The 22031-nt window shown below is 39.0% G+C and carries 20 protein-coding genes; 12 read left to right on the plus strand and 8 right to left on the minus strand.

Annotated elements, in window-relative coordinates; genetic code table 11:
* Positions 1-23: 23 nt before the first annotated feature.
* A complete protein-coding gene (locus PARC_RS03760; protein WP_010553130.1) occupies positions 24-539 on the minus strand; it encodes an NUDIX hydrolase in 516 nt (171 codons plus the stop codon).
* 233 nt (positions 540-772) lie between these two features.
* Here PARC_RS03760 and PARC_RS03765 point away from each other — a divergent pair, with 233 nt between their 5' ends.
* From PARC_RS03765 to PARC_RS03790, 6 genes are all read left to right on the plus strand, one after another.
* Entirely contained in the window at positions 773-2113 is a 1341-nt protein-coding gene (locus PARC_RS03765; RefSeq protein WP_010553131.1) for a sigma-54-dependent transcriptional regulator, read from the plus strand.
* Between the two features lie 14 nt (positions 2114-2127).
* The gene (locus tag PARC_RS03770) at positions 2128-2337 is read left to right on the plus strand and encodes a histidine kinase dimerization/phospho-acceptor domain-containing protein (RefSeq protein ID WP_007581523.1); all 210 of its coding nucleotides are present in this window, start codon (positions 2128-2130) and stop codon (positions 2335-2337) included.
* Between the two features lie 38 nt (positions 2338-2375).
* Positions 2376-3860 (plus strand): sensor histidine kinase, encoded by a 1485-nt coding sequence (locus PARC_RS03775; protein WP_010553132.1) that lies wholly within the window; start codon positions 2376-2378, stop codon positions 3858-3860.
* Positions 3861-4322, plus strand: coding sequence for a response regulator (locus PARC_RS03780; RefSeq protein ID WP_007581526.1), 462 nt, complete (start codon positions 3861-3863; stop codon positions 4320-4322).
* A 10-nt stretch (positions 4323-4332) separates the two neighbouring features.
* On the plus strand, positions 4333-6300 hold the full coding sequence (locus tag PARC_RS03785) for a response regulator (RefSeq protein WP_010553133.1): 1968 nt from the start codon (positions 4333-4335) through the stop codon (positions 6298-6300).
* A 378-nt stretch (positions 6301-6678) separates the two neighbouring features.
* Entirely contained in the window at positions 6679-7299 is a 621-nt protein-coding gene (locus PARC_RS03790; protein ID WP_010553134.1) for a fumarylacetoacetate hydrolase family protein, read from the plus strand.
* Here PARC_RS03790 and PARC_RS03795 read toward each other — a convergent pair.
* From PARC_RS03795 to PARC_RS03805, 3 genes are all read right to left on the minus strand, one after another.
* Positions 7250-8173, minus strand: coding sequence for an ABC transporter substrate-binding protein (locus tag PARC_RS03795; RefSeq protein WP_010553135.1), 924 nt, complete (start codon positions 8171-8173; stop codon positions 7250-7252). The genes PARC_RS03790 and PARC_RS03795 overlap by 50 nt on opposite strands.
* 116 nt (positions 8174-8289) lie before the next feature.
* Positions 8290-9342 (minus strand): aldo/keto reductase, encoded by a 1053-nt coding sequence (locus tag PARC_RS03800; RefSeq protein WP_010553136.1) that lies wholly within the window; start codon positions 9340-9342, stop codon positions 8290-8292.
* 9 nt (positions 9343-9351) lie between these two features.
* Entirely contained in the window at positions 9352-9786 is a 435-nt protein-coding gene (locus PARC_RS03805; RefSeq protein WP_010553137.1) for an acyl-CoA thioesterase, read from the minus strand.
* A gap of 153 nt (positions 9787-9939) precedes the next feature.
* Here PARC_RS03805 and PARC_RS21600 point away from each other — a divergent pair, with 153 nt between their 5' ends.
* The 3 genes from PARC_RS21600 to PARC_RS03815 all read left to right on the plus strand — a co-directional run bounded on the left by PARC_RS21600 (position 9940) and on the right by PARC_RS03815 (position 12893).
* Positions 9940-10116 carry a hypothetical protein gene (locus PARC_RS21600; protein ID WP_010553138.1) on the plus strand — a complete coding sequence of 59 codons (177 nt, stop codon included), beginning with the start codon at positions 9940-9942 and terminating at the stop codon, positions 10114-10116.
* A gap of 74 nt (positions 10117-10190) precedes the next feature.
* Complete coding sequence (dinB, locus tag PARC_RS03810; RefSeq protein WP_024590076.1) at positions 10191-11243, plus strand: DNA polymerase IV; 1053 nt, start codon at positions 10191-10193, stop codon at positions 11241-11243.
* 129 nt (positions 11244-11372) lie between these two features.
* Positions 11373-12893 carry a M17 family metallopeptidase gene (locus PARC_RS03815; protein ID WP_007581538.1) on the plus strand — a complete coding sequence of 507 codons (1521 nt, stop codon included), beginning with the start codon at positions 11373-11375 and terminating at the stop codon, positions 12891-12893.
* A gap of 72 nt (positions 12894-12965) precedes the next feature.
* Here the strand turns inward: PARC_RS03815 and PARC_RS03820 are convergent, their stop codons facing one another.
* Together PARC_RS03820 and PARC_RS03825 are read right to left on the minus strand one after the other, a co-directional pair.
* Positions 12966-14603 (minus strand): methyl-accepting chemotaxis protein, encoded by a 1638-nt coding sequence (locus PARC_RS03820; protein ID WP_010553140.1) that lies wholly within the window; start codon positions 14601-14603, stop codon positions 12966-12968.
* Positions 14604-14744: 141 nt separating this feature from the next.
* Complete coding sequence (locus tag PARC_RS03825) at positions 14745-16970, minus strand: S9 family peptidase (protein WP_010553141.1); 2226 nt, start codon at positions 16968-16970, stop codon at positions 14745-14747.
* Between the two features lie 111 nt (positions 16971-17081).
* Here PARC_RS03825 and PARC_RS03830 point away from each other — a divergent pair, with 111 nt between their 5' ends.
* The gene (locus tag PARC_RS03830) at positions 17082-17480 is read left to right on the plus strand and encodes an HIT domain-containing protein (protein ID WP_010553142.1); all 399 of its coding nucleotides are present in this window, start codon (positions 17082-17084) and stop codon (positions 17478-17480) included.
* A 209-nt stretch (positions 17481-17689) separates the two neighbouring features.
* Complete coding sequence (locus PARC_RS03835; protein ID WP_010553143.1) at positions 17690-18223, plus strand: fused DSP-PTPase phosphatase/NAD kinase-like protein; 534 nt, start codon at positions 17690-17692, stop codon at positions 18221-18223.
* A gap of 213 nt (positions 18224-18436) precedes the next feature.
* On the opposite strand, the gene PARC_RS03840 is transcribed toward PARC_RS03835, so the two are convergent.
* A complete protein-coding gene (locus PARC_RS03840) occupies positions 18437-20137 on the minus strand; it encodes a DUF8614 domain-containing protein (protein ID WP_010553144.1) in 1701 nt (566 codons plus the stop codon).
* Between the two features lie 295 nt (positions 20138-20432).
* Here PARC_RS03840 and PARC_RS03845 point away from each other — a divergent pair, with 295 nt between their 5' ends.
* Positions 20433-21272: an HDOD domain-containing protein gene (locus tag PARC_RS03845; protein ID WP_010553145.1), complete on the plus strand. Its 840-nt coding sequence runs from the start codon at positions 20433-20435 to the stop codon at positions 21270-21272.
* A gap of 54 nt (positions 21273-21326) precedes the next feature.
* On the opposite strand, the gene PARC_RS03850 is transcribed toward PARC_RS03845, so the two are convergent.
* Complete coding sequence (locus tag PARC_RS03850) at positions 21327-22004, minus strand: FlgO family outer membrane protein (RefSeq protein WP_010553146.1); 678 nt, start codon at positions 22002-22004, stop codon at positions 21327-21329.
* Positions 22005-22031: the final 27 nt, after the last annotated feature.

A 22031-nucleotide genomic window follows, 5' to 3' on the forward strand; every position in this document is an offset into this window, starting at 1 on the left:
TTGACTGCTCATGCTTATTCAACTTATAGAAGTTCTTTAGCAATGCGCTTTAGTAGGTAGGTTTCTCGTAAAATGGAGAGTCCTTGTTTTTCACTGTTAGCAAGTGTGCGCTCGTTATGAGCAATTGCATCGTTAATATCAACCCATTTAGCAGTCATGCCATTTTGCTGCTCATAATGCTCTAACTGTGCTTTGCCAAACTCGTCGGCAATATTACATACAAAGCAATACGATTTGATATGAATAATATCAAAGTCTTCTTTATACCAAGGGCGATACTCTTCATAGAGTCCAAAGGCTTTAACTACACTTATTTGTTGTGCACCGGTTTCTTCGCTTAGTTCGCGAATTAAGCCTTGTTCAATACTTTCGCCTTCATCTACTCCACCACCCGGTAAGCTGTAATCTTCATAGCGGTTTGTATACATTAAAAGTATTTTATTATTTTTAATAACAATGGCGCGAGCTGTTAAGCGCGTAAACTGACTACCGTGGTCAATATTAATACCTGAATGAACTAAGGTTTTTAATTGCTGCATTTCGTCTCCTTTTTTAAGCTTTTAATGATAACAGTTGCTACCATTCTATAAATAGAAACGATTTTAATTATTTTTCGTAATTTGTGATCGTTTTTTTTAAGCATACGTAAATATTAGGTTGGTAAAATAAATAGCATTGGATTACTTAGCTATTTAAGTAATTAGATTCTAGGCGTGCCTTTAAATTAATATTTAGGATGCGTAGAATAAGAAAAAAAGCATAGGGATTTATCATGTTAGACATACTTTTAGTAGACGATGACGTTGAATTTAGTGACGTTGTTTGCCACATAGTCGAATTCCTCGGCCACAATATAAGCACCGCCACCAGTTTAAAAGAAGCACATCAATGGTTTGAAAATAATACCTTTGACCATGTGCTACTTGATTTTATGTTACCTGATGGTAGCGGTTTGCACTTACTTGATCATTTAAAAACGATTGGGCAATCTCCAAAAATTACACTTATATCGGGTCATCCTTCAGTTAAAGGCATTTTAGCTGAAATGTGTGAGCCAAATGTAGGGCATTTATTAAAACCATTACAACGCGAAGATTTAGAACTCGTTTTAAATGGCCCTAAAAAAACAGTTAAAAAAGCCAAGTCGAGCGGTATTACACGCCACTTTGGTGGGTTAATTGGTGAGTCTGAGCCAATGCAAAAACTATACAACATGATTGAACGCGTAGCTAAAACAAACGCTAACGTGATGCTTATGGGTGAAAGTGGTGCAGGTAAAGAAGTAGTGGCTCAAGCTATTCATAACGCAAGCCAGTGCGAAGGCCCATTAGTTGCTAGCAACTGTGGCGCACTTTCCAAAGAGTTAATTGGTAGTGAGTTATTTGGCCACGAAAAAGGCGCATTTACAGGCGCAATAGCACGTAAAGAAGGTGTGTTTGAGCAATCAAATAACGGTACTTTGTTTTTAGATGAAGTAACCGAAATGCCAATTGATATGCAGCCAAATTTACTGCGAGTACTTGAAACTAAAAAAGTAACACGCGTAGGTGGTAACAGAGAAATACCAACCAATTGTCGTGTTATTTCAGCCACTAACCGCTCGCTTACCGATTTAGCGCAAAATAATATTATTCGTGAAGATATTTACTTTAGGTTGGCTGTTTTTCCTATTGATATACCGCCACTTCGCGATAGAAAAGAAGATATTCCTTTATTAGCTAAAGCATTTTTAGATCAGCTTAATGATGAAAACGGTACCCCATTTAGTTGGACGCCAGCGCAGCTAAAAGAGTTACAAAGCTATGAATGGCCAGGTAATGTACGAGAGCTTCGCCACGCTATACACCGTGCATTTATTATGAGCGATCCGCAAACCAGCGACATTACTCTACCTGATAACTTAGAGTCGCCTTTTTCGCGCGTTAATAACCAAGCGGCCGAAAAGCCAGTATCAGCAGGACAAACCATTGAAGAAGTTGAAAAAGAACTTATTCATGCAACGCTCGATAAGGTGCAAGGTAATAAAACGCTTGCTGCACAAATGCTGGGTATTAGCACCAAAACACTTTATAACCGCCTTAATGCATATGGCGGTATTGGCGAATATAAATAGATTTGAGGAAGGGCATGACATCCGATAACCAAACAGAGCAACTAAATAAATTAGTACACGATGCAAGAGCGCCGCTTAATCGTATATCGATGAATGCAGAGCTTATTAAGTTGGTACTTGAAAACGATATGCCAAAAGAAAAAGCGCTAGATGCACTTGATAAAATTATTAACAATTGCCAACAGTGTAGTGAAAGTTTACAAAAAATAACTGACTCTCAATAAATAGTAAGTGTTGTACAAACTCTAATTCGGGAAGCTAAATGAGCAAGCAAAAACAGCAAGGTAAAGCGAATGTTACTTGGGCAGCTTTTATAGTTGTTGTGTTAAGTATTATTGTAGGTAACGCAGTTTTAGCATTGAATACGATTCAAGGTTTAACGCAAACCCAAAAGAGTTTAGATAACACTAATATGCTGACAGCGGCAATTGAGCAACTGCATTTATCAATAGTGCAGGCTGAGTCTGGTCAGCGCGGTTATTTATTAACAGAAGAGACTGACTATTTAACGCCTTATTACGATGCTATTGGACAAATTGAAGCTCAAACAGATCATGTTAAGTCACTACACTCTGAGATTGACGGCCAAGCTGAGCGTATTGCTCAGTTGTTAGTACTAGTTGATAGCAAAATTAAAGAGCTGAAGCAAACTGTAAACCTAGCATTGGATGACAAAGAGCGACGTGCAATTTATGTGTTAAATACACATAAAGGTCGGGAGCTTTATAAGCAAATTAGAGAGTATGTTAATGAAATTCAAGACCGTGAATTACTCTTTAAAGTGAGCCATTTTTCAAAGTTAGCGCAAATTAAGAATGAAGCTAAAATCACGTTTGCTATTACAGCAATCACAAGCTTATTACTTATTATTGGTATGTTTGTAATGACACGTCTTAATTTAAGAAATGCAGCTAAGTATCGTTTTGAGCTTGAAAAACAAAACGAGACTTTAGCAACTAAAGTGTCTGAGCGTACGCAAGAATTAACGTTGTATTCTGACGAACTGAGCCGAAGTAACCGAGAGCTTGAAGAGTTTGCTTTTGTAGCGAGCCATGACTTACAAGAACCGCTTAGAAAAATTCAAGCCTTTAGTGACCGCCTCGAAACCATGTTTAAAGATGAGCTTGGTGAAAAAGGGATTGATTACATTGGCCGCATGAAAAATGCAGCGCAACGCATGTCTAACTTAATTAATGATCTATTAGAGTTCTCGCGTATTACTACGCGCGGCAAAGACTTCGATGATACAAATTTAAACGAAGTAGTAACCGATATATTAAGTGATTTAGAAATTGCGATAAAAGAGTCAGATGCACAAATTGATGTAGAAGACTTACCGGTTATTCAGGCTGATAAAAGCCAAATGCAGCAGCTGTTTTTAAACTTGTTGTCGAACGCTGTAAAATTTAGGCGCCCAGGTGTAAGTCCACATATAAAAATCAGCTACCAAGATAAAGATATTTTTAGTGAGGATCATAATACCAATTTGAGCTTTCAAGTTATTACTATAGAAGATAACGGTATTGGTTTTTCACAGGACTATGCCGATAAAATATTTGTACCGTTTCAACGTTTGCACGGTCGCTCACAATATAAAGGCACAGGTATTGGCCTTTCTGTATGTAGGCGTATTGTGGAACGTCATGGCGGAACAATTACAGCAAAAAGTAAAGACGGTGAAGGTGCAACCTTCATTATAAAACTACCTGTGGAAGCTGCGCTTTTCACATTGCAAGGAGAGGCTTAAATGCCCTATTCAAAAGTAAAACCTATTACTATTTTAATGGCAGACGATGATGAAGATGATCGTTTGTTAACACAAGATGCCCTTGCCGAAAGCCGTGTACTTAACGAACTTCATTTTGTTGAAGATGGCGTTGAGTTACTTGAATATTTAGAACGTAAAGGTAAGTTTGAAGACAAAACAGTGTCGCCACGACCAGGATTGATATTACTTGATTTAAACATGCCAAGAATGGATGGTCGTGAAGCACTTGAAGCTATAAAAGCAAACCCTAATTTAAAGGGAATCCCGGTTGTTATATTAACTACGTCTAAGCAAGAAGAAGACATGGTTAAAGGGTATAACTTAGGTGCTGCATCTTATATTACTAAGCCAGTGACGTTTGATGGTTTAGTTGATTTGATGAAAACGCTAGGAAAATACTGGGTAGAGTTTGTAGAGCTACCGACAACATTTAACGATTAATGGAGATTGTATGTTAGATAAAGTGACTCAGTTGCTGCTTGTAGAAGATGATGAAGATGATTACATACTCACCTGCGACTATCTGGACCAATTGGATTCACACACGTTTAACATTCAATGGATAAGTTCCCCAGAGCAGGCAATTGCAACGCTTAGTAAAAACGAGCATGACATTTGCCTGCTTGATTACCGCTTGGGTGCATCTAATGGTTTAGATGTATTAAAAGAAGCGATTGCTAATGGCTTTAGCGGCCCCATAATTATGCTTACTGGGCAGTCAAACGACGAGTTAGACTCGGCAGCGCTTGATGCCGGTGCAGTAGATTATTTAATAAAAACAGAAATGAGTTCGAGCCGCTTTGCGCGCGCTATTCGTTATGCACTTGCTCGTAAAGATGTTGAAGGTGAGCGAGTAGAGCGTTTAAAGGCCGAAGCTGAAAATCGCTCAAAAGACCGCTTTTTAGCTCATTTAAGCCACGAATTACGTACCCCTCTATCGTCTATTTTAGGTTACACCGAACTATTAATGCAGAGCGACTTTAGTCAGCAAGCAGAAAATGAATTGGGTGTTATTTATCGAAACGGTAAACATTTATTGAGCCTGTTAAACGATGTGCTCGACTTATCTAAAATAGCAGCCGATAAACTGGAACTTACCCTAAGCGAAGTTAACCTTGATAGCATGCTTGCCGATGTATACACGCTAATGCGCGTATCGGTGCTAGATAAGGGCCTTACGCTGCGCTTTGAATCTCATCAGCCATTACCTTTGGTTGCACGACTTGATGCAACAAGAGTTCGCCAAATTTTAATAAATCTAATAAACAATGCGGTTAAATTTACCGATAAAGGCGAAATTGTTGTTAATGCGTGGACGCAGTGGGTTGATGATCGTGAAATGCTATTTTTTAGCATTAAAGACTCAGGCATGGGCATTGCCCCTGAAAAACAAGAACTAATATTCAAGCCATTTGAACAAATAGCTGATGTAGAATCACGCTCTGTAGGTGGCGCAGGCTTAGGCTTGGCAATATGTGCTGAATTGTTAGCACGTATGCACGGTGATATTAGTTTGCATTCTGAAATTGGTAAAGGCTCTACGTTTACTATTTCGGTTTACCCAGGTGATATTAGCGAAGTAGAACGACAGGTACTTAATTTTAGCAGTGCGCCACAACTACAAAGTAAATCGGCTCCATGTAAAGTGCATGGGCGAGTATTAGTAGTTGATGATTTACGTGATTTACGCATGCTAGTTGGTCATATGATCAGTACCTGTGGTGCGCGCGTAGATTATGCCGAACATGGCCAACAAGCGCTTGAAAAAGTGCGTATTGCCGATGCGTATAAAGCGCCTTACGACATTATTTTTATTGATATTCATATGCCTGTAATGGGCGGCAAGGAAGCTACCATAGAGCTTAGAAAAATGGGTTACAAAGGCCCAATAATCGCGCTCACTGCCGCTACTATGAAAGGCATACATGAGGAGCTTGCTGCACTTGGCTTTAACGATGTAATACCAAAACCTGTTGATAGCGCGGCTTTATATCAATGTTTGCAAGATTATTTGGTAGCGCCAGAGCATGCACCGCAAGCTAAAGATATAAATTGTAGTAAGGGCTTAACCGAGAAAAAGCAGCGCTTTTTACTTGTTGAAGACGATCACGATGCAGCGCAAATTACGCAGCTACTTTTAGAAAGTCTAGGCGTTGAAACCGTCATTGCGTCTAGCTGCGCACAATGTTTGCAAATACTTAATCACGACCAGCAATTTAATAAGGTATTGTTAGACATGCATTTACCTGATGGGCGTGGCATTGATTTAGGCCAGCAAGTTAATGAGCGATATCCAGAGCTACGCTTGGTGATTGTAAGTGGCGCAGAGCCAGATCCTAAAGAAATAAAAGATTTAAATATTGACCGAGTTTTACTTAAACCTATTAATTTGAGCTTACTTGAAACGCTTATTAGCTAGGGCCTGTTTATCTTTCGAGGTTAAATTTGCAGCAGTATGTTTGGTATTTAGGCAAGGCAGAGCCTGTGTAGTGTGGTTATTACCCATAAATAGGCGATAACGTAGCACAAATGCCAAACACGCGCTGCCCGAAGGGTTCTGCCCAGGGGCTATTTACTCTTTGTTGCCTACATGGATTTAGGTAAGGGGCGTGAGCAGGACGCGGAAGCTTTGCTCGGTTTTTACTTATTCTTACATGGATGTAAGCCAGTAGGGTAACGCAGGAGCAGTTACCGAGCCCACTAGGTTACAAACCTGGCGCCGCGATTAAATAGCCCCTAAATTGAACAAATTTAATCCTGAAAGGTCAACAGGTCCAATAACTGAGACATTATTTATATGCATTCAATAAAGTTAGTATCTGAAGAATTAACACCATCAAAAGTAGTCTGTGTTGGTCGAAACTATACCGCACATATTGCAGAGCTAAACAACGAAACACCAGATCAAATGGTTTTATTTAATAAGCCAAATAGCGCAATTACTAATACGTTATTTGCGGCTCATAACGGCGATACGCTGCATTATGAAACCGAGTTATGTTTTGTAGTTAAAAATAAAAAATTTGTAGGGGTTGGACTCGGCCTTGATTTAACTAAGCGTACTGTGCAAAGTAAATTAAAAAATAAAGGACTTCCATGGGAGCGCGCAAAAGCGTTCGACGGCTCTGTTATTTTAACTGATTTTGTAGCGCTAACAGAGACAATGAAGCACTTTACTTTTGAACTTAAAATTAATAATGAAGTAATTCAGCGAGGCGATACTCATTTTATGCTGCATAATCCGGACTCAATTTTACAAGAAATTAGTGAATTTATGAGCTTAGAAGATGGTGATGTAGTAATGACAGGCACACCGTCGGGCGTAGGCGAGGTAACACCTAAAAGTATTTTTGCTGTGGCACTTTATGCTAATGATCAGTGCTTGCTTGAGCATCAGTGGCAAGTAAGTAAAAATTAATAACTTGCTGTTGGTAGTGTTTATTAAAGTCGGCAAAGGTAGTTTTAAGCCAATTATGCTGACTTTGTTGATACTCAGGCGATTGTAGTACATTATTTTTTAGCGCGCGGTTAATTTTTTTAAGCGCTTGCTGTGCAAAATTATTAGGTGCGTTAGCCGCACAACCTATTGCTCCTCGTATAAATTGAATGTCATTTTCTGCAATTGGGACACTTTCTATATTCGTATATTTCCCTTGTTTATTAAAGTAATCGGCCATAAACGGGTAATCAATTGAGTAGTCTAAAAAGCCGTGACTCAAGCGTGCTATAACAGCCTGACTTTCATTTTCGCTACTCCAACTTAGCGACGATTCTTTATCTCGTTTTGTGTTTTCAATAATTGTATTAATTTTAGTTGTAAATTTACGTGCAGCAGCTTGCCCGTATACGTATTGCGGGTCGGTTAATAAATTAATAAGGTGAATAGGCGAGCCGTGCTTTTCTTCCAATTGCGGCTTTAGCTCTTTAGTCGTGATAATTGAAAATGGGGGATATACCGTTGTTGGATTTGAGTAGTTAAGTTGTTGGTTATTATTTTTTTTATAAATAACACACGGAAAACATACATTTTTTCCTTCATTTAAATATTTATTTATACGCTGCTGAGGAACAATTAAGCGGGTATGTTTTACATCTTTTATTGTTCTAATGAGTTGCTCGGTTAGGTTGTCGCAAATTCCGCCTTGTGGTGCACTTTCGCTTTTAGCTATATGAAAAGGGGGCGTGTAACTTTGCAGCCAAATAATTTCTTCTAGAGGCTGTAATTTTTGTTCAACAGCATGCGCGTTAAATACAATTAATAAGCAAAATGCATAGTATCCGTTTTTCAGCATTGATAAGTGTTCGTTGAATTAAGAAAACTTAATAAAAGTATAGTGTTGGTTGTAGTAAGGTCAAATATTCTAGTTAAAAAGCAACCTCATTCAAGGCTGCTTTAACTCATACATGCTTAATAAGGCATCGGATGGTTTCTAAATATAGTGTTAATCTCACTAAGAATTTCGTCGCTTAACGTGATGTTAAATGCATCAATATCTTCTTTTAATTGAGCTATGTTTGTTGCACCAATAATTGAAGAGGTTACGCCATCTACTTGGTTACACCATGCGAGTGCTAGTTGTGCTGGAGTAATATTGTTTGCATGAGCCAGATCAACATACTGCTTAGTGGCTTGCTCTGCATTGGGTGTATCTCTAAAAATACCGTTGCGCTGCATGAAGGTCCAACGAGATCCTTCTGGGCGAGCACCGTTTAGGTATTTACCCGTTAATAAACCAGCTGCTAAAGGCGACCACGGTAAGTAGGCAATATCTTCGTGTACACATTGTTCTATTAAATACGGCCAGTCTTTAGCGTGCGCTAAGCTAAACTCATTTTGAATAGATACCATACGCGGTAAGTTATGCTCTTTGGCCAAACTTAAAAACTGGCTTATACCCCATGGCGTATCGTCAGATAAACCGCAGTGCTTAATTTTACCTGCTTTAACACATTCATTAAGGCCCTCTAGAATATCAAGCATACTAGCTTGCTGCTCTTGTGTATTTACGTCGGTAAATTTAAGAGTGCCGGGCCATTGTCTGCCAAAGTGCGGGGTAGAGCGGTTTGGCCAATGCAGCTGATATAAATCAATGTAGTTGGTTTTAAGGCGCTTAAGTGAATCGTCTACGGCTTCAATTACCGTTTGGCGCGTAATATTGCCACCATCACGTACCCACGATAATCCATTGCCTGCAATTTTTGTAGCAAGTACCACATCGCTGCGCTTTTGCTGATTACGCGATAGCCAATCGCCAATAATTTCCTCAGTTTTTCCATAGGTCTCTGGAGAGGGCGGTACTGCATACATTTCGGCTGTATCAATAAAGTTTACGCCTTGCTCTAGCGCGTAGGCTATTTGTTCATCAGCATCGCTTTGAGTATTTTGTTTACCCCAAGTCATACTGCCTAAACATACTCTTGAAACGTTAATACCACTGCTGCCAAGTGGGCTGTATTGCATGAGAATTCCTTATTGCTCGTCTTGAGAGTAGCTAACTAACGCCGATAAAAGAGGCTCTGCAATGAGGGCTTTTTGGCCTGTTTCAAAATCAAACATAACCACTTTTGAAGTGCCTGTTGTTGTTATAGCGTTTTGTGCGTGACTAAATACGGTGTAATTCATAACAAATCGGTCTGTTTTTATATCAGAAATAGTAACACCGACTGTAAGCGTATCTGGGAATGTAACTGGGCGTTTATAACGAATGTTATTTTCGCTTATTACCGGGCCCACGCCATTAGGGCTTATTGTATCGAACAGATTTATTTTATTTAAGAAGTCGATTCGGGCTATTTCAAAGTAACGTAAATACACTACATTATTTACGTGTTGTAGTGCATCCATATCAGCCCACGCTACGGTGATGTCGGTATGGATAGGGTGCTGATCTTTAAACGTTTGCATTATTTATTGGCCCTTAATTTTAAAGTACTTAGATTATCAACATGGGGTTACGAGCTCAAGGTAATTAATGGCATGTTTTTTTATAAGATGATTGTACCTATTTAATTTTAGGTCTACAGTTAAATTGCACAGACAACACACAGAGGTAGAAATATGCAGAATATAATTAATTGGTTTTTAGCTTGTTTGGTATTTATAGCCTCTTTTACCTGTTACGCAATGGGTAACGAATCAGGCGCTATTATTTTGATGTTAGCGGGGTTTTTTTTCGAGGTTATGTTTTGGCTAAGCAGTTATAAAGAGCAAGAAGGTAATAAGCGCTTTTTTTAATAGTTCACTAGGCTTGCTTATCACATTTGATTCTATAATAATGACTGTATAAATAACCAGTTATTATTGTGGTGATGAAGAAGTTTATTCACATAGACATGGATTGCTTTTATGCAGCAGTAGAAATGCGAGATAATCCAAAACTTGCATGTGTACCGCTTGCTATTGGAGGCAATAGCCGACGAGGCGTGCTCTCAACCGCTAACTATATAGCTAGAGAATATGGCGTGCGATCGGCTATGTCGAACTATCATGCTAAACAATTATGCCCTGATTTAGTTATTGTCCCAGGGCGCATGGCTGTATACAAAGAAGCTTCAAATCAAATACGTGAAGTATTTAGCCGCTACACAGATTTAGTTGAACCTCTTTCTTTAGACGAAGCCTACCTAGATGTAACAGACAGCACCGCTTGTAAAGGCAGTGCCACACTTATTGCACAGCAAATAAGAGCCGATATTTACAATGCCACAGGGCTCACTGCATCAGCAGGTATTGCACCGATTAAATTTATTGCCAAAATAGCCAGCGACGAAAAAAAACCGAATGGTCAATTTGTCGTTTTGCCTCATGAGGTCGATGACTTTTTAGCGCAATTACCGCTGGGGAAAATTCCGGGGGTGGGTAAAGTAACGCTCGAAAAGCTAAATTTAAAAGGCTTATATACCGGCAAGGATGTACGTGAAAAAGGCGTTAACTGGATGCAGCAACATGTGGGTAATTTTGGTGTGTCGCTTTATCAAAAATGTGCAGGTGAATATGTTGGTAAAGTATCAACAGATCGCATCAGAAAGTCGCTGAGTGTTGAGCATACCTACGAATACAATAAAACAAGTTTGCAAGAGTGCTTAGATGAGCTGCCAAAATTGTTAGACGAATTAGTTTTAAGACTTAATAAACAGCAATTACAAAACCGTATTAATAAGCTGAGTGTTAAAGTGAAGTTTGCAAACTTTGTAGTAACCTCAGCCGATCAGGCATACCACGAGCTAAACACAGAAATATTTATTCAACTCCTTACTAAGGCTTATCAACGAGGGCTACAACAACCTGTAAGATTACTTGGCATAGGCGTTGGCATTAAAAGCGAGCCAGAACAAAACTTCCAACTGAGTATTCTCGATTAAGCTGTAAAGCCTGTAACCCCAAGTTGCCATTTATTGGCAACTTGTATAATTAGCTCATCGCACCTTGCTGGTCTTCAATATTTAAATCGACGATAATAGGGGCTTATGTTTTCTAACAGGACTTTATTTATGGCATACCCTCAAGCGGTTAGTGCAAGCCTTGAATGCACATCTCATGATGCGCTTATTATTATTAGTGATGACTTTTCTCTATTACCAAATAACTCATTACGTGATGCTATTTTAGACCAAGCAAAAGTTGATTCTCGTATTGGTAAACAAGTTACTTTATTAGTGATTGAAAATAAACGCGTTGTACTTGCGCCAACGGGTCCGTTAAATAGAGATTACGACGACGTGCGTCGTTATTTTGATGCTGCTAAATTAGCAATTAACGAAGCAAAAGCGTCGGGTAGTGTTAACCCTGCATTATTTTTACCAAATTTAAATGGCGATAGCCGTTATCAGCATGCTTTAGAAGTTGCTTATTTAGGCGCTTGCCAAGCCTTATGGCAGCCATTAGAAGCGCGTGAATATCACGGTGAAAGTATTGAACCTATTACTCAAATTGGTTTAGTTGGCGCAAGCGAGCAAACAATTAAAGCTGTTAATGCAATTGCTGCGGGCCAATATGCCGCGCGTGACTTATGTGGCACCGAACCTGAGCGTATGGCTCCACCACGTTTTGCTGATTACTGCGTTGATTTATTTAAAGGCTCAAACATTGCAGTTGACGTAATTGATGATATTGCAGCTATTGATAAAAACTACCCAATGCTAAGCACTGTTGCTCGTGCATCGTATGCAGTTGAGCGCCATCACCCACGTGTTGTTAAGCTTGAATATGTACCAGAGGGCGAAATTACTCGTACACTTATGTTTGTAGGTAAGGGTCTTGTATACGATACAGGCGGTGCAGATTTAAAAGTAGGTGGTCATATGGCAGGCATGAGTCGCGATAAAGGTGGCGCAGCTTCTGTTGCGGGCTTTATGAAAGCCGTTGCGGATTATCAGCCTAAAGGCGTTAAAGTAGTATCGTACTTGGCTGTTGTTCGTAACTCTATTGGCTCGGATTGTTTTGTGCCAGATGAAATTATTACTAGCCGCGAAGGTATCCGTGTACGCATTGGTAATACCGATGCAGAAGGGCGATTAGCAATGGGCGACCTGCTTAGCGAAATGAAAGATTTAGCTAAAGGCGAAATAAACCCAACGTTATTTACTGTAGCTACATTAACGGGTCACGCGGCACGTGCAATGGGTCCTTACGGTGCGTATGTTGAAAATGGTCCAGCTCGTAGCGCTGGTGTTTCACGTCAAATAGCTGACCTTGGAGATTTGTGGGCCGATGGCGCAGAAGTATCGCGTTCTCGCCGTGAAGATTACGACTTTATTAAACCACGCACGCTAGCAGACGATGTACTCTCGAGCAATAACGCAGCATCTGCAGTTACTGCTCGTGGACATCAGTTCCCTATGGCGTTTATGGCTATTGTTGGTGGGCTTGATAAGCACGGTAACGACTCTGCGCAACCTTTGCCTTATGTGCATATGGACATTGCAGGAAGCGGTGTTGAAGGCGGTGATTGGCAGCATGGCAAGCCAACGGCTGCATCAGTAACGAGCTTGTTTGCACGTTACTGTTTGTAAGCTAAAAACTTACATGCAATAAAAAAGCCCTGTTAATTGAGGGCTTTTTGCATTTTATGAGAACGGTATCGATTAATCTAATTTAAAACGATTAACTACGCTCGAAAGCTCTTGGCTACTTTGTTTAAGATTATCACTGGCATCGGTAAGCTGTTTAGTATTATTTAATGATTGCTCAGTTGATTGAGATAGCTCATTAATACGCAAATTAACCTCGTCGGCAGCTTGAGTTTGCTGCTCTGTGGCGCGTGCGATTTGGCTGTTCATTTCGGTAATAATTGAAACAAGTCGTTCTATTTCATTAAGTGAAGTATTGGCTGATGACGCCTGATCTACGGTAGAAACTGAAAGTGCTTGGCTTGATTTAACTGCTTCTACTGCTGCTTTTGCACCTTCTTGAAGTTTAGTGATCATGGTTTGAATTTCGTCGGTACTTTGCCCTGTACGACTAGCCAGTGTTCTTACTTCGTCTGCAACAACAGCAAATCCTCGGCCATGCTCTCCTGCGCGAGCAGCCTCAATGGCAGCATTTAATGCCAGTAAGTTTGTTTGCTCCGATATGCTTCTTATTACATCAAGTACAGAGCCTATATTATGGCTCTCGTTGGCTAAATCTTCTGTTACACGGCTGACTGTTTCTATGTTGCTTGAGAGTGTTTCTATTGCTGTAATTGTTTGCGCAACCACATTTTTACCCGTTGATGCGTTTTGTGCTGCATCTTTAGCTGCTTGCTCTGCGGCTTCGGCGTTACGGCTTACATCATGTATTTGGTGAGTCATTTGCTCCATGGCAGCTGCAACTTGGGTTGAGCTATCGTTTTGAAGCTCAATAAACGAGTGGCTTGTTCTACTTGAATCATCAACTGTATGCGCATGCTCGCTTACATCGTTTGCACTTTGTGATACATGAACAAGAGACTCTCGCATTTTTAAAACAAATAAATTAAATGAGTGTGATAGTTCAGATATTTCATCGTTACCGGATTCATTTAATGTACGAGTTAAATCGCCTTCACCTTGTGAAATATCTTTCATCATATCGGCTGCTAAACGAGTAGGTATTAAAATGCTCTTGCCTATAAAGTAACTAAGTAAAATAACAGCAATAATCATAATTGTTGCACTGATGACTATTAGATTACGTTGCTCGCTAAATGCTTCGTCAATTGAATCAAGATAAACACCTGAGCCAATAATCCATTGCCATTGATTAAAACCTTTAACAAATGCGATTTTTTCAACTGGTTTTTCTTTACCTGGTTTTGGCCATTTATAAGGAATAAATCCCTCGCCAGAGCGTTTAACTATATTAACCATATCAACAAACAATGCTTTGCCGTCAGGGTCTTTATTATTGGTTAAATCTTTTCCTTCAAGCGCAGGTTTTATAGGATGCATAACCATTTTTGGCTGGTAATTGTTAATCCAAAAGTAATTGGTTTTGTCGTAGCGCAGAGCTCTTATTGCATTAAGTGCATGCGATTGAGCTTGTTGTTGAGTGAGAGTATTATTTTGCTCAAGGTCATAAAAGTGCTCAATTATACTGTACGCAGTTTCTACTACATTTTGTGTTTTAAGGTACTGCTCGTTTTTAAGAGAGCTATATTGGTGAGTTAGGCTGGCTACACTAAGCGCTATAAGCCCAAATACAACAATAGCTATGAGCAGCGAGAAACGCTGGGATATACTAAAACTCCGTAGACTAGGCATACATTTATCCTCAAAAAGTGTGCGCTTTAGCGCATAGAATAAGCGTAGCTAAAAAAAGAGTTTAATCTAGGCTTACGCCTATTAATGCAAAAAAAAGGCTGATTTATCAATCAGCCTTTAGTCTGTTATTACTTTACTTGCTTATTTAACGTCAAAATGGCGATTAAAGAAGTTTGTAATTGTTTGATGTAAGTGTGTTTGCACTTGTTTACCACGTAGGCTGTGCTTAGAGCCTGGGTAGGTCATCATTTCAAACTGTTTTTCGTTATCTTGCAGTTGTTTAAACAATTTAGTTGAATGAGTAAACAGCACGTTGTCGTCAGCCATTCCATGATAAATCATTAATGGGCCTTTTAAGCCATCAGCATATGGAAATACTGCGCTGTCTTCATACCCTTTAGCATTCGTATCAGGGTGACCTAAATAACGCTCTGTGTAATGCGTATCGTATAGAGCCCAATCGGTTACAGGAGCACCTGATACGCCGGCTTGAAAGTAATCGCCTGCTTTAAACATAGTCATAAGTGCCATGTAGCCGCCGTAGCTGTGGCCATAAACACCGATGCGTTGTGGGTCTACGTAATCAAGTGTACGTAAAAACTCTACGCCTTTAATTTGATCGGCAACTTCAACCACGGCTAGGTTTTTATAAATAGCATCTTCAAACTTTTTACCACGGTTGTACGAACCACGGTTATCCAGTTGAAAAATTACGTAACCTTGTTGCGCCATGTACTGAAAGTACAAGTTTTTACTGCGCCAGCTATTCGTCACTCGTTGAGCATGCGGGCCGCCGTATACGTTAACAATAACAGGGTGCTTTTTGCCATCAGTAATGTTGCTAGGCTTAAATAAACGGTAATGCATAACTTGGCCATCTTCGGCTTTAATTGTGCCGTATTCTGGTTTTGTTAAGTCGCTTAAATAAGGAGTAAGCGGATGGTTACTATCAAGCTTATTTTCTTCAAGCCATGTAATAAATTCGCCGTTTACTTTACGAAGCGCTGCTGAGTTTGGTTTATTATCAGACGAGCTATTATCGATAAAGGTTTTGCTGTCTTTTGCTAGCACAACATTATGGTACTGACCTTTTTCGGTGATACGTTTGGCATCGCCTTTTTTAAATAAAGGCGCGCTGTATAAATGGCTTTCAAGCGGTGTATCTTTTCGACCGGCAAAGTAAATAATGCCTTTTTTCTCATCAATACCTTTTAAGCTATCAACAGCCCAATCACCAGAGGTGATTTGACGTACAAGTTGACCGTTTGTGCGATACAGATATAAGTGTTTAAAACCGTCGCGCTCAGATGCCCATACAAAATGTTTTTTGTCTTTTAAAAACTCAAGATCAAAATGTAAGTTAATCCACGTTTCGCTGTTTTCGGTTAATGCTACTTTTTGGACTTTAGTTTCGCTGTTATAAAAACGAAGCTCTAATTTATGTTGCGAGCGATTTTGCCATTGGTAAGAAAGTGTATTGCCGTCTTTTAGCCACTTAGCACGCGCGATATAAATGTCTTCATCTTTACCTAAATCAATCCAATCTACTTTTTGATCATTTAGCTTAACCACACCGAGTTGAATTTTTACGTTATCAGTACCTGTAAACGGGTAGCGCTGGTTAAATAATTTAACTTCATCAGCGTAAATTTCGTTACGGATAGCTTCTTTTACTGGGGTTTCGTCAACGCGGGTATAGGCAATTTTAGTTTCATCACCTGACCACCAGTAACCCGTCATGCGGCTCATTTCTTCTTGAGCTACAAATTCGGCCATGCCGTTTTTAATTACGCCGCCGCCATCTTTACTAAGCTGAATCTCTTTACCTGATTCAAGCTCTAAAGCGAATAGGTTTTGCTCTCGAATAAACGATACGTAGTTACCTTTAGGTGAAAAGCGTGCATCGGTTTCAAATGTTTCAGTGTCGGTTAGTTTTTTACTTTTAGCAGAGGCTAAATCGTAATAGTAAAGGTCGCCGTTAAGTGGGAATAAAAGTGCTTTACCGTTTTTAGACCATTTGTATTCTAATATGCCTTTACCAAAAATACGTTGGCGTTCGCGGCGTGCTTTTTCTTCATCAGATAGGTTTTCTGGGCCTGAAAATAACTTTGCCGAATCAACTAGCACACGGTTGGTGTTATCTTTTAGATTGTATTCCCATAAATCGTAGCGGTTGTAGTCATCGCTTTTGCCTTGTAAATAAGTTACACGGCTGCCGTCAGGCGAAAATTTAAGTTGTACAGGTGATTTACCTGAAAGGCTCGGATCGTCAAAAATACGCTCCAACGATAAAGGTTTTGCTTGAACACTAATAGCGCCAACCATTAATGGGAGGGCTAGTGAGAGGTGTTTTATTTTTTTTAGCACAAGGTTGCCTTAGCTTATTATAAATATTGCTTTGATGGTAAAGCCAAGCGTGTGCAACTGCAACTAAATGCTATAAAGTGGCGATTATTAAAGACAAAGTAGGACATAACAATGACTAACCCTGAATTTAAACTAGCGCCAGAACTTAAACGCGACTGTATAGAGCTTGCCGATTGGCCACTGTGTAAAGTACTTTTATTGAACGACAGCCAATATCCGTGGTTTGTATTAGTGCCTAGGCAGGTTAACTTAAAAGAGATAATTGATTTATCTGAGGATGATCAAATTGTGTATTTAAAAGAGTCAGCCAAGCTAAGTAAATTATTAATGGATGTGTTTAGCCCTGATAAGTTAAATATAGCGGCTTTGGGTAATATGGTGCCGCAATTACATATTCACCATATTGCACGCTTTACTACTGATGCTGCTTGGCCTGCGCCAATTTGGGGGAAATTTCCTGCAGTCCCTTATACTGATGAGCAGATAGTAAAATTAAAAGCCCATTTTTAATAGCTGTTAGGATTTGTTTATATTTCGAGGTTAAATTTTTAGCAGTCTGTTTGTTTTTTAGGCAAGGCAGAGTTTATGTTTATGTTTATGTTGGGCGTCTGCTTCGTATAAATAGTCGATAACGTAGTATAAATGCCAAACATGCGCTGCCCTAGGCCGAAAAAATTTTAATACTGAAGGTCAACAGAGCGTAATTAATGAGGAATAAAATGAAACTAATCAATCAACTTTGTACGGGTTTATTTATTGTCGCGTTATCAGGTGGGCACTTTGCTGTTGCAGCTGAGCGGGCAGTTAACACTGAAATTATTAAAAAGACAGATATAGAAAATTTAGTTGAACATAGTAATCATGTTTACTCGGGCGCACAGCCCAATGCTGAGCAGATCAAGTTATTATCACAAGCGGGTGTAAAGCATGTCATAAACCTGCGCGCTTTCAGTGAACAAACGTGGGATGAAGGTGAGCTTGTACGATCTTTAGGAATGAACTATCACACATTACCGATTGCGGGCGCGAAGGATGTTACCGTTGAAAATGCGCTTAATTTAACAAACTTACTTAATGAGTTTAAGGGGGAGTCGATTTTAGTGCATTGTGCAAGTAGCAATCGAGTCGGGGCATTGATAGCAATTTCTGCACATGAGCAAGGTCTTGATGTAGAGGCCGCGCTTGATAAAGGAAAACGCTGGGGTATGAAAAGTCTAGAGCCTGTAGTGCGTGAAGTGATAAACGATAAATAATACCAATTTTATTAAAAACATGATCATTCTAGCGTATTAAATAATTCACTAACTATGTTAAAAATTATTTATATAGAACAACTATGTATCATAATTTTAGCCTTGCTATTGAGCTATTTTCTTATCGCTATAATAGATCACTAATTTAATGCAATTGGTATAAAAAAAAGCGTTACAGTGTTTACTGTAACGCTTTTTTAATCTTAATTTACACTACTTAAGCCCTAGTATTTCTTTACCCTGTTTAAACGTTACATCTACAGGGATATTTGCTTTACTTAGTTTTTCTAAGTCTTTAGCAAGTTCTTCTTTAATATCACCATGAGTTGCAATTAGTTGATCTACTTTTTCATAATCGCCATCACCTTGTAAGGTTAAAATTAAGCGAGATAAGTCAGCAATAGCAGTGCTCATTTTTTCCATGTTTATACTATATAAGCCCGCTTCATTTTTAGAAAAAGCGCCTTCTTGAGCAAAAAAGTTAAAGCGGATCATATTTGCTTTACCATGCGCACTTGATGCTCCAAAACGAACTGAGCGGAATATACCCGCCATGAAGGTCGTGTAATAATCTTCAATAGTTCCTTCTGTAATTTCGCCCTTTTTAAGTAATTGCTCAATCATGTACAGGCCTAAAATGTCGGCTTTACCTTCTTCAAGCGCACTTGCGTGTTCTTGTAATGATTGACGAACAGTACCTTTACCTGTGATTGTATTTTTTATACCTAGCCCGTGAGCGACTTCATGGAACATCGTATTGGCAAAAAATGCATCAAAAGTAATGTGTTTACGCTGCTCAGGTACAATTAACTGCTTTGAAATTGGTACTAAAATTTTATCAAATTTAGCACGCATGGCATTTTTAAGTTGCAAGCGACGAGTTCCTTTTTCTAGCTGTACTTGCTCATCGTTTGGTAAGTTAATTGCAATTGTTTTACTCCCCGCGTTTGAATGCCCAGCGTAGTAAACAACATCATAAGCGTTTAAGTCGGCGTCAGAGCCTGGTACTTCTTGTTTGTACTTAGCATCAACGGGTAAGCCTTTTTGAAGCTCCGGTAAAAATGCGGCAAACTTAGCTAAGCGTTCGCTCCATTTTAAATCTTTAATAAGTACGTAAGATTCATAAGCTGCGCGGTAACCAAATAATTGATCTTCATAAGTCTCAATTGGACCAATAACCACATCTACTGGGTTGTTTTTCATATCCATCCAAGCAAAGTCAGATACTTGGAAGTCATCTTTTTGTAGGGCATCAGCACGCAAGTTTAGATAGTTAGCAAACTCTTTATCGTCAGCAAGTTTACTTGCTTGACGTAAAAGGTCAGCGGCTTTTGCAAGCTCATTAGCGTATTCTTTTGAATATGGCACGCTGTAAAGCTTACCTTGCTCATCACGCTTAATTACAGAGTAAAGGCCTGTTTTGTCTTCAACATCTGCATTGTTTAACTCTTCTTTGGTTATATCGGCAGGGTAAAACTGTGCGCCAAGAGGTTTTTCTTTATAGCTGGATAAAAACGCTTCATCGCCATTTAAACGATCCCATGGACCGTAGTTAATATCGGCAAATTTACGTACTTTGTCGTCGTTTAGTTTTGCTAAAAAAGCGTCTTTATTTTCGCCAAAAGATTGCTTCCAAAATAACTCGTCCATTATTTTTGAAGCATCAATAAGCTTTGCAACCATTGCTCGTTGGTTGTCGCTTAAGTGCGATAAATCACTTTGTAGGCTAAAGTCGGTGTAAATATCTAAACGTTGTTTATCTGCATTAATAAGCTTAGGACCTGATTGTGCACTGCTTTTTTGAGCAAGTTCTGTGGCTGTGTTGTCGGTAGAAGACGGCGCTTGTTCAGAACATGCACTAAGAAAAACAACACCAGAGAGCATAATTGCTTGGCTAATTTTATTTAAGATCATTATATTGCCTGTTAAAAAGTAAGTTTAATAATTTGTACTGCTTTAGTTAAAAGACTAAATATGTACAAACGCTTCCTTATTGTGAGTGCATTAAAGCAAAACTAAATGGTAAATAGCAAGTATTTGGCGTTGTAAGGCAAGCATGAGCGGTAAAACATTATAAATAAAATAAACTTCTATAATTTTCTTAACTTTATCGGTAAGTTAGACAATACTAATTATATTACTAATATAAAAATTAACTGCCTGAGTTTGCAGTTACTTTACAGGCTGAACACAAAAGGACGGCAGCTTTATGTCTACAGAAAACGCTTTATTAACGATTCTAGTCGATAGAATAAATAACGATACGTTGGTTTTACCAACGCTACCTGAAGTAGCGATTAAGGTTCGCCAAGCTGCAGATAACCCTGATGTGAATTTAATGCAAATGTCAGATGTAATCTCACAAGACCCAGCGCTTTCAGCTCGTATGATAAAAGTAGCTAATAGTGCAATTATGGGACGCTCTGTAAAAGTATCTAATTTGCATCAAGCAGTGACACGTATTGGACTGCGCCAAATTAAAAATATTGCAACGGCTATGGCTATGGAGCAATTATTTATATCAAACAATGAGCTAATTAAAGGCTACATGGGCAAGGCTTGGCAAAAAACATTAACCGTTGCTAGCCATTCAATAACACTCATGGAGTTTTACTTAAAAAACAATAAACACACTTCATTAAATCGTGATTCAATTACATTAGCTGCGCTTGTTTATAATATTGGTGTATTACCAATTTTAACTGAAGCTGAGCGCCACCCTGAAGTATTTGCAAATCCAAGCTTTTTAGCTCACGCAATTCAAAAGCTGAGTGGGAAAATTGGCTCATCGATTATGCAAGCGTGGGAATTTCCTAAAGAGTTTGTTGATGTAGCTCTAAGCTGGGCAGATCCAAGTTACAAACCTGATAAAGTTAGTTACGTAGACTTTATACGAGTAGGGGCTATTTTAGAGGGAACATTACAGGTTTCTGATAAGTCAGCAGCGCTGCAAACGTACATAGATAAAGGTGTAATACCGTCTATGCAATTATTCACAAGTGATGAATACAACGATATGCTAAAAGATGTGAAAAACATGTTTAGCTAAACATGTTTTATCACATAGATAAAAAGGGTTAACTTACGTTAACCCTTTTTAATTTTATTGAATAGCGTCTAGTACTATTCCATCGGTTCTGCGAGTAGGATATAGCGACTCAACTACAAAGCTTGGAATAAATCCTTTAGCTGATGACACCACTACTTTAGATTTAGCGCCAATAATGCGGGCATTAACAATAACACCACGGTTAGTGTAGGTAAGTGTGCCAGTTAAAGTGTATTCAATATGTGGGTAGCCTTTAATATCTTTACCATTTCGGCTAAACGAAAAATCACCCATCGGCGTCACATGTACTGTGCCTGTGTGTTTATAATCAACAACAGACAAACCAAACTCTTGTAATTCAGTAATAAAGCTTTCAGCTAAATGATTACCAAAAATATTAGTGGTTTGCAGGTTATCGTCTAAATTTACAAACGAAGTGATAGCGATAGGCGTACTACTATTTATGTAATTCATATTTTCAATTAGCTTCATTGCTAATTGCTCTGTGTAATTGCTTAGTAACTTACTGCTGTTAACTGGGCGGTAATTATTTTCAGGAAACTGCCAGTTACTTACACGAGGCTGGTTATATTCAGCATAGCGATTGTGAGCGTTATTATAGCCAATATTGTTTTGTGGTGCATGTCCATTATAAACAGGATGAGTAGAACACGCTGAAAGTGAAAGTGTAAAAAGTGCCGATAAAGTAAGAGATATCTTTTTTGATAACATGTTTTCTTCCTGAAACATAAGGGAATT

Origin of the sequence: Pseudoalteromonas arctica A 37-1-2, assembly GCF_000238395.3 — a bacterium.
GTDB lineage: Bacteria > Pseudomonadota > Gammaproteobacteria > Enterobacterales > Alteromonadaceae > Pseudoalteromonas > Pseudoalteromonas arctica.

Excerpts from the sequence above, each read along its gene's own strand:
- PARC_RS03760 (WP_010553130.1), bottom strand. The coding sequence starts at position 539 with ATGCAGCAATTAAAAACCTTAGTTCATTCAGGTATTAATATTGACCAC.
- PARC_RS03765 (WP_010553131.1), top strand. The coding sequence starts at position 773 with ATGTTAGACATACTTTTAGTAGACGATGACGTTGAATTTAGTGACGTT.
- PARC_RS03770 (WP_007581523.1), top strand. The coding sequence starts at position 2,128 with ATGACATCCGATAACCAAACAGAGCAACTAAATAAATTAGTACACGAT.
- PARC_RS03775 (WP_010553132.1), top strand. The coding sequence starts at position 2,376 with ATGAGCAAGCAAAAACAGCAAGGTAAAGCGAATGTTACTTGGGCAGCT.
- PARC_RS03780 (WP_007581526.1), top strand. The coding sequence starts at position 3,861 with ATGCCCTATTCAAAAGTAAAACCTATTACTATTTTAATGGCAGACGAT.
- PARC_RS03785 (WP_010553133.1), top strand. The coding sequence starts at position 4,333 with ATGTTAGATAAAGTGACTCAGTTGCTGCTTGTAGAAGATGATGAAGAT.
- PARC_RS03790 (WP_010553134.1), top strand. The coding sequence starts at position 6,679 with ATGCATTCAATAAAGTTAGTATCTGAAGAATTAACACCATCAAAAGTA.
- PARC_RS03795 (WP_010553135.1), bottom strand. The coding sequence starts at position 8,173 with ATGCTGAAAAACGGATACTATGCATTTTGCTTATTAATTGTATTTAAC.
- PARC_RS03800 (WP_010553136.1), bottom strand. The coding sequence starts at position 9,342 with ATGCAATACAGCCCACTTGGCAGCAGTGGTATTAACGTTTCAAGAGTA.
- PARC_RS03805 (WP_010553137.1), bottom strand. The coding sequence starts at position 9,786 with ATGCAAACGTTTAAAGATCAGCACCCTATCCATACCGACATCACCGTA.
- PARC_RS21600 (WP_010553138.1), top strand. The coding sequence starts at position 9,940 with ATGCAGAATATAATTAATTGGTTTTTAGCTTGTTTGGTATTTATAGCC.
- dinB (WP_024590076.1), top strand. The coding sequence starts at position 10,191 with ATGAAGAAGTTTATTCACATAGACATGGATTGCTTTTATGCAGCAGTA.
- PARC_RS03815 (WP_007581538.1), top strand. The coding sequence starts at position 11,373 with ATGGCATACCCTCAAGCGGTTAGTGCAAGCCTTGAATGCACATCTCAT.
- PARC_RS03820 (WP_010553140.1), bottom strand. The coding sequence starts at position 14,603 with ATGCCTAGTCTACGGAGTTTTAGTATATCCCAGCGTTTCTCGCTGCTC.
- PARC_RS03830 (WP_010553142.1), top strand. The coding sequence starts at position 17,082 with ATGACTAACCCTGAATTTAAACTAGCGCCAGAACTTAAACGCGACTGT.
- PARC_RS03835 (WP_010553143.1), top strand. The coding sequence starts at position 17,690 with ATGAAACTAATCAATCAACTTTGTACGGGTTTATTTATTGTCGCGTTA.
- PARC_RS03840 (WP_010553144.1), bottom strand. The coding sequence starts at position 20,137 with ATGATCTTAAATAAAATTAGCCAAGCAATTATGCTCTCTGGTGTTGTT.
- PARC_RS03845 (WP_010553145.1), top strand. The coding sequence starts at position 20,433 with ATGTCTACAGAAAACGCTTTATTAACGATTCTAGTCGATAGAATAAAT.
- PARC_RS03850 (WP_010553146.1), bottom strand. The coding sequence starts at position 22,004 with ATGTTATCAAAAAAGATATCTCTTACTTTATCGGCACTTTTTACACTT.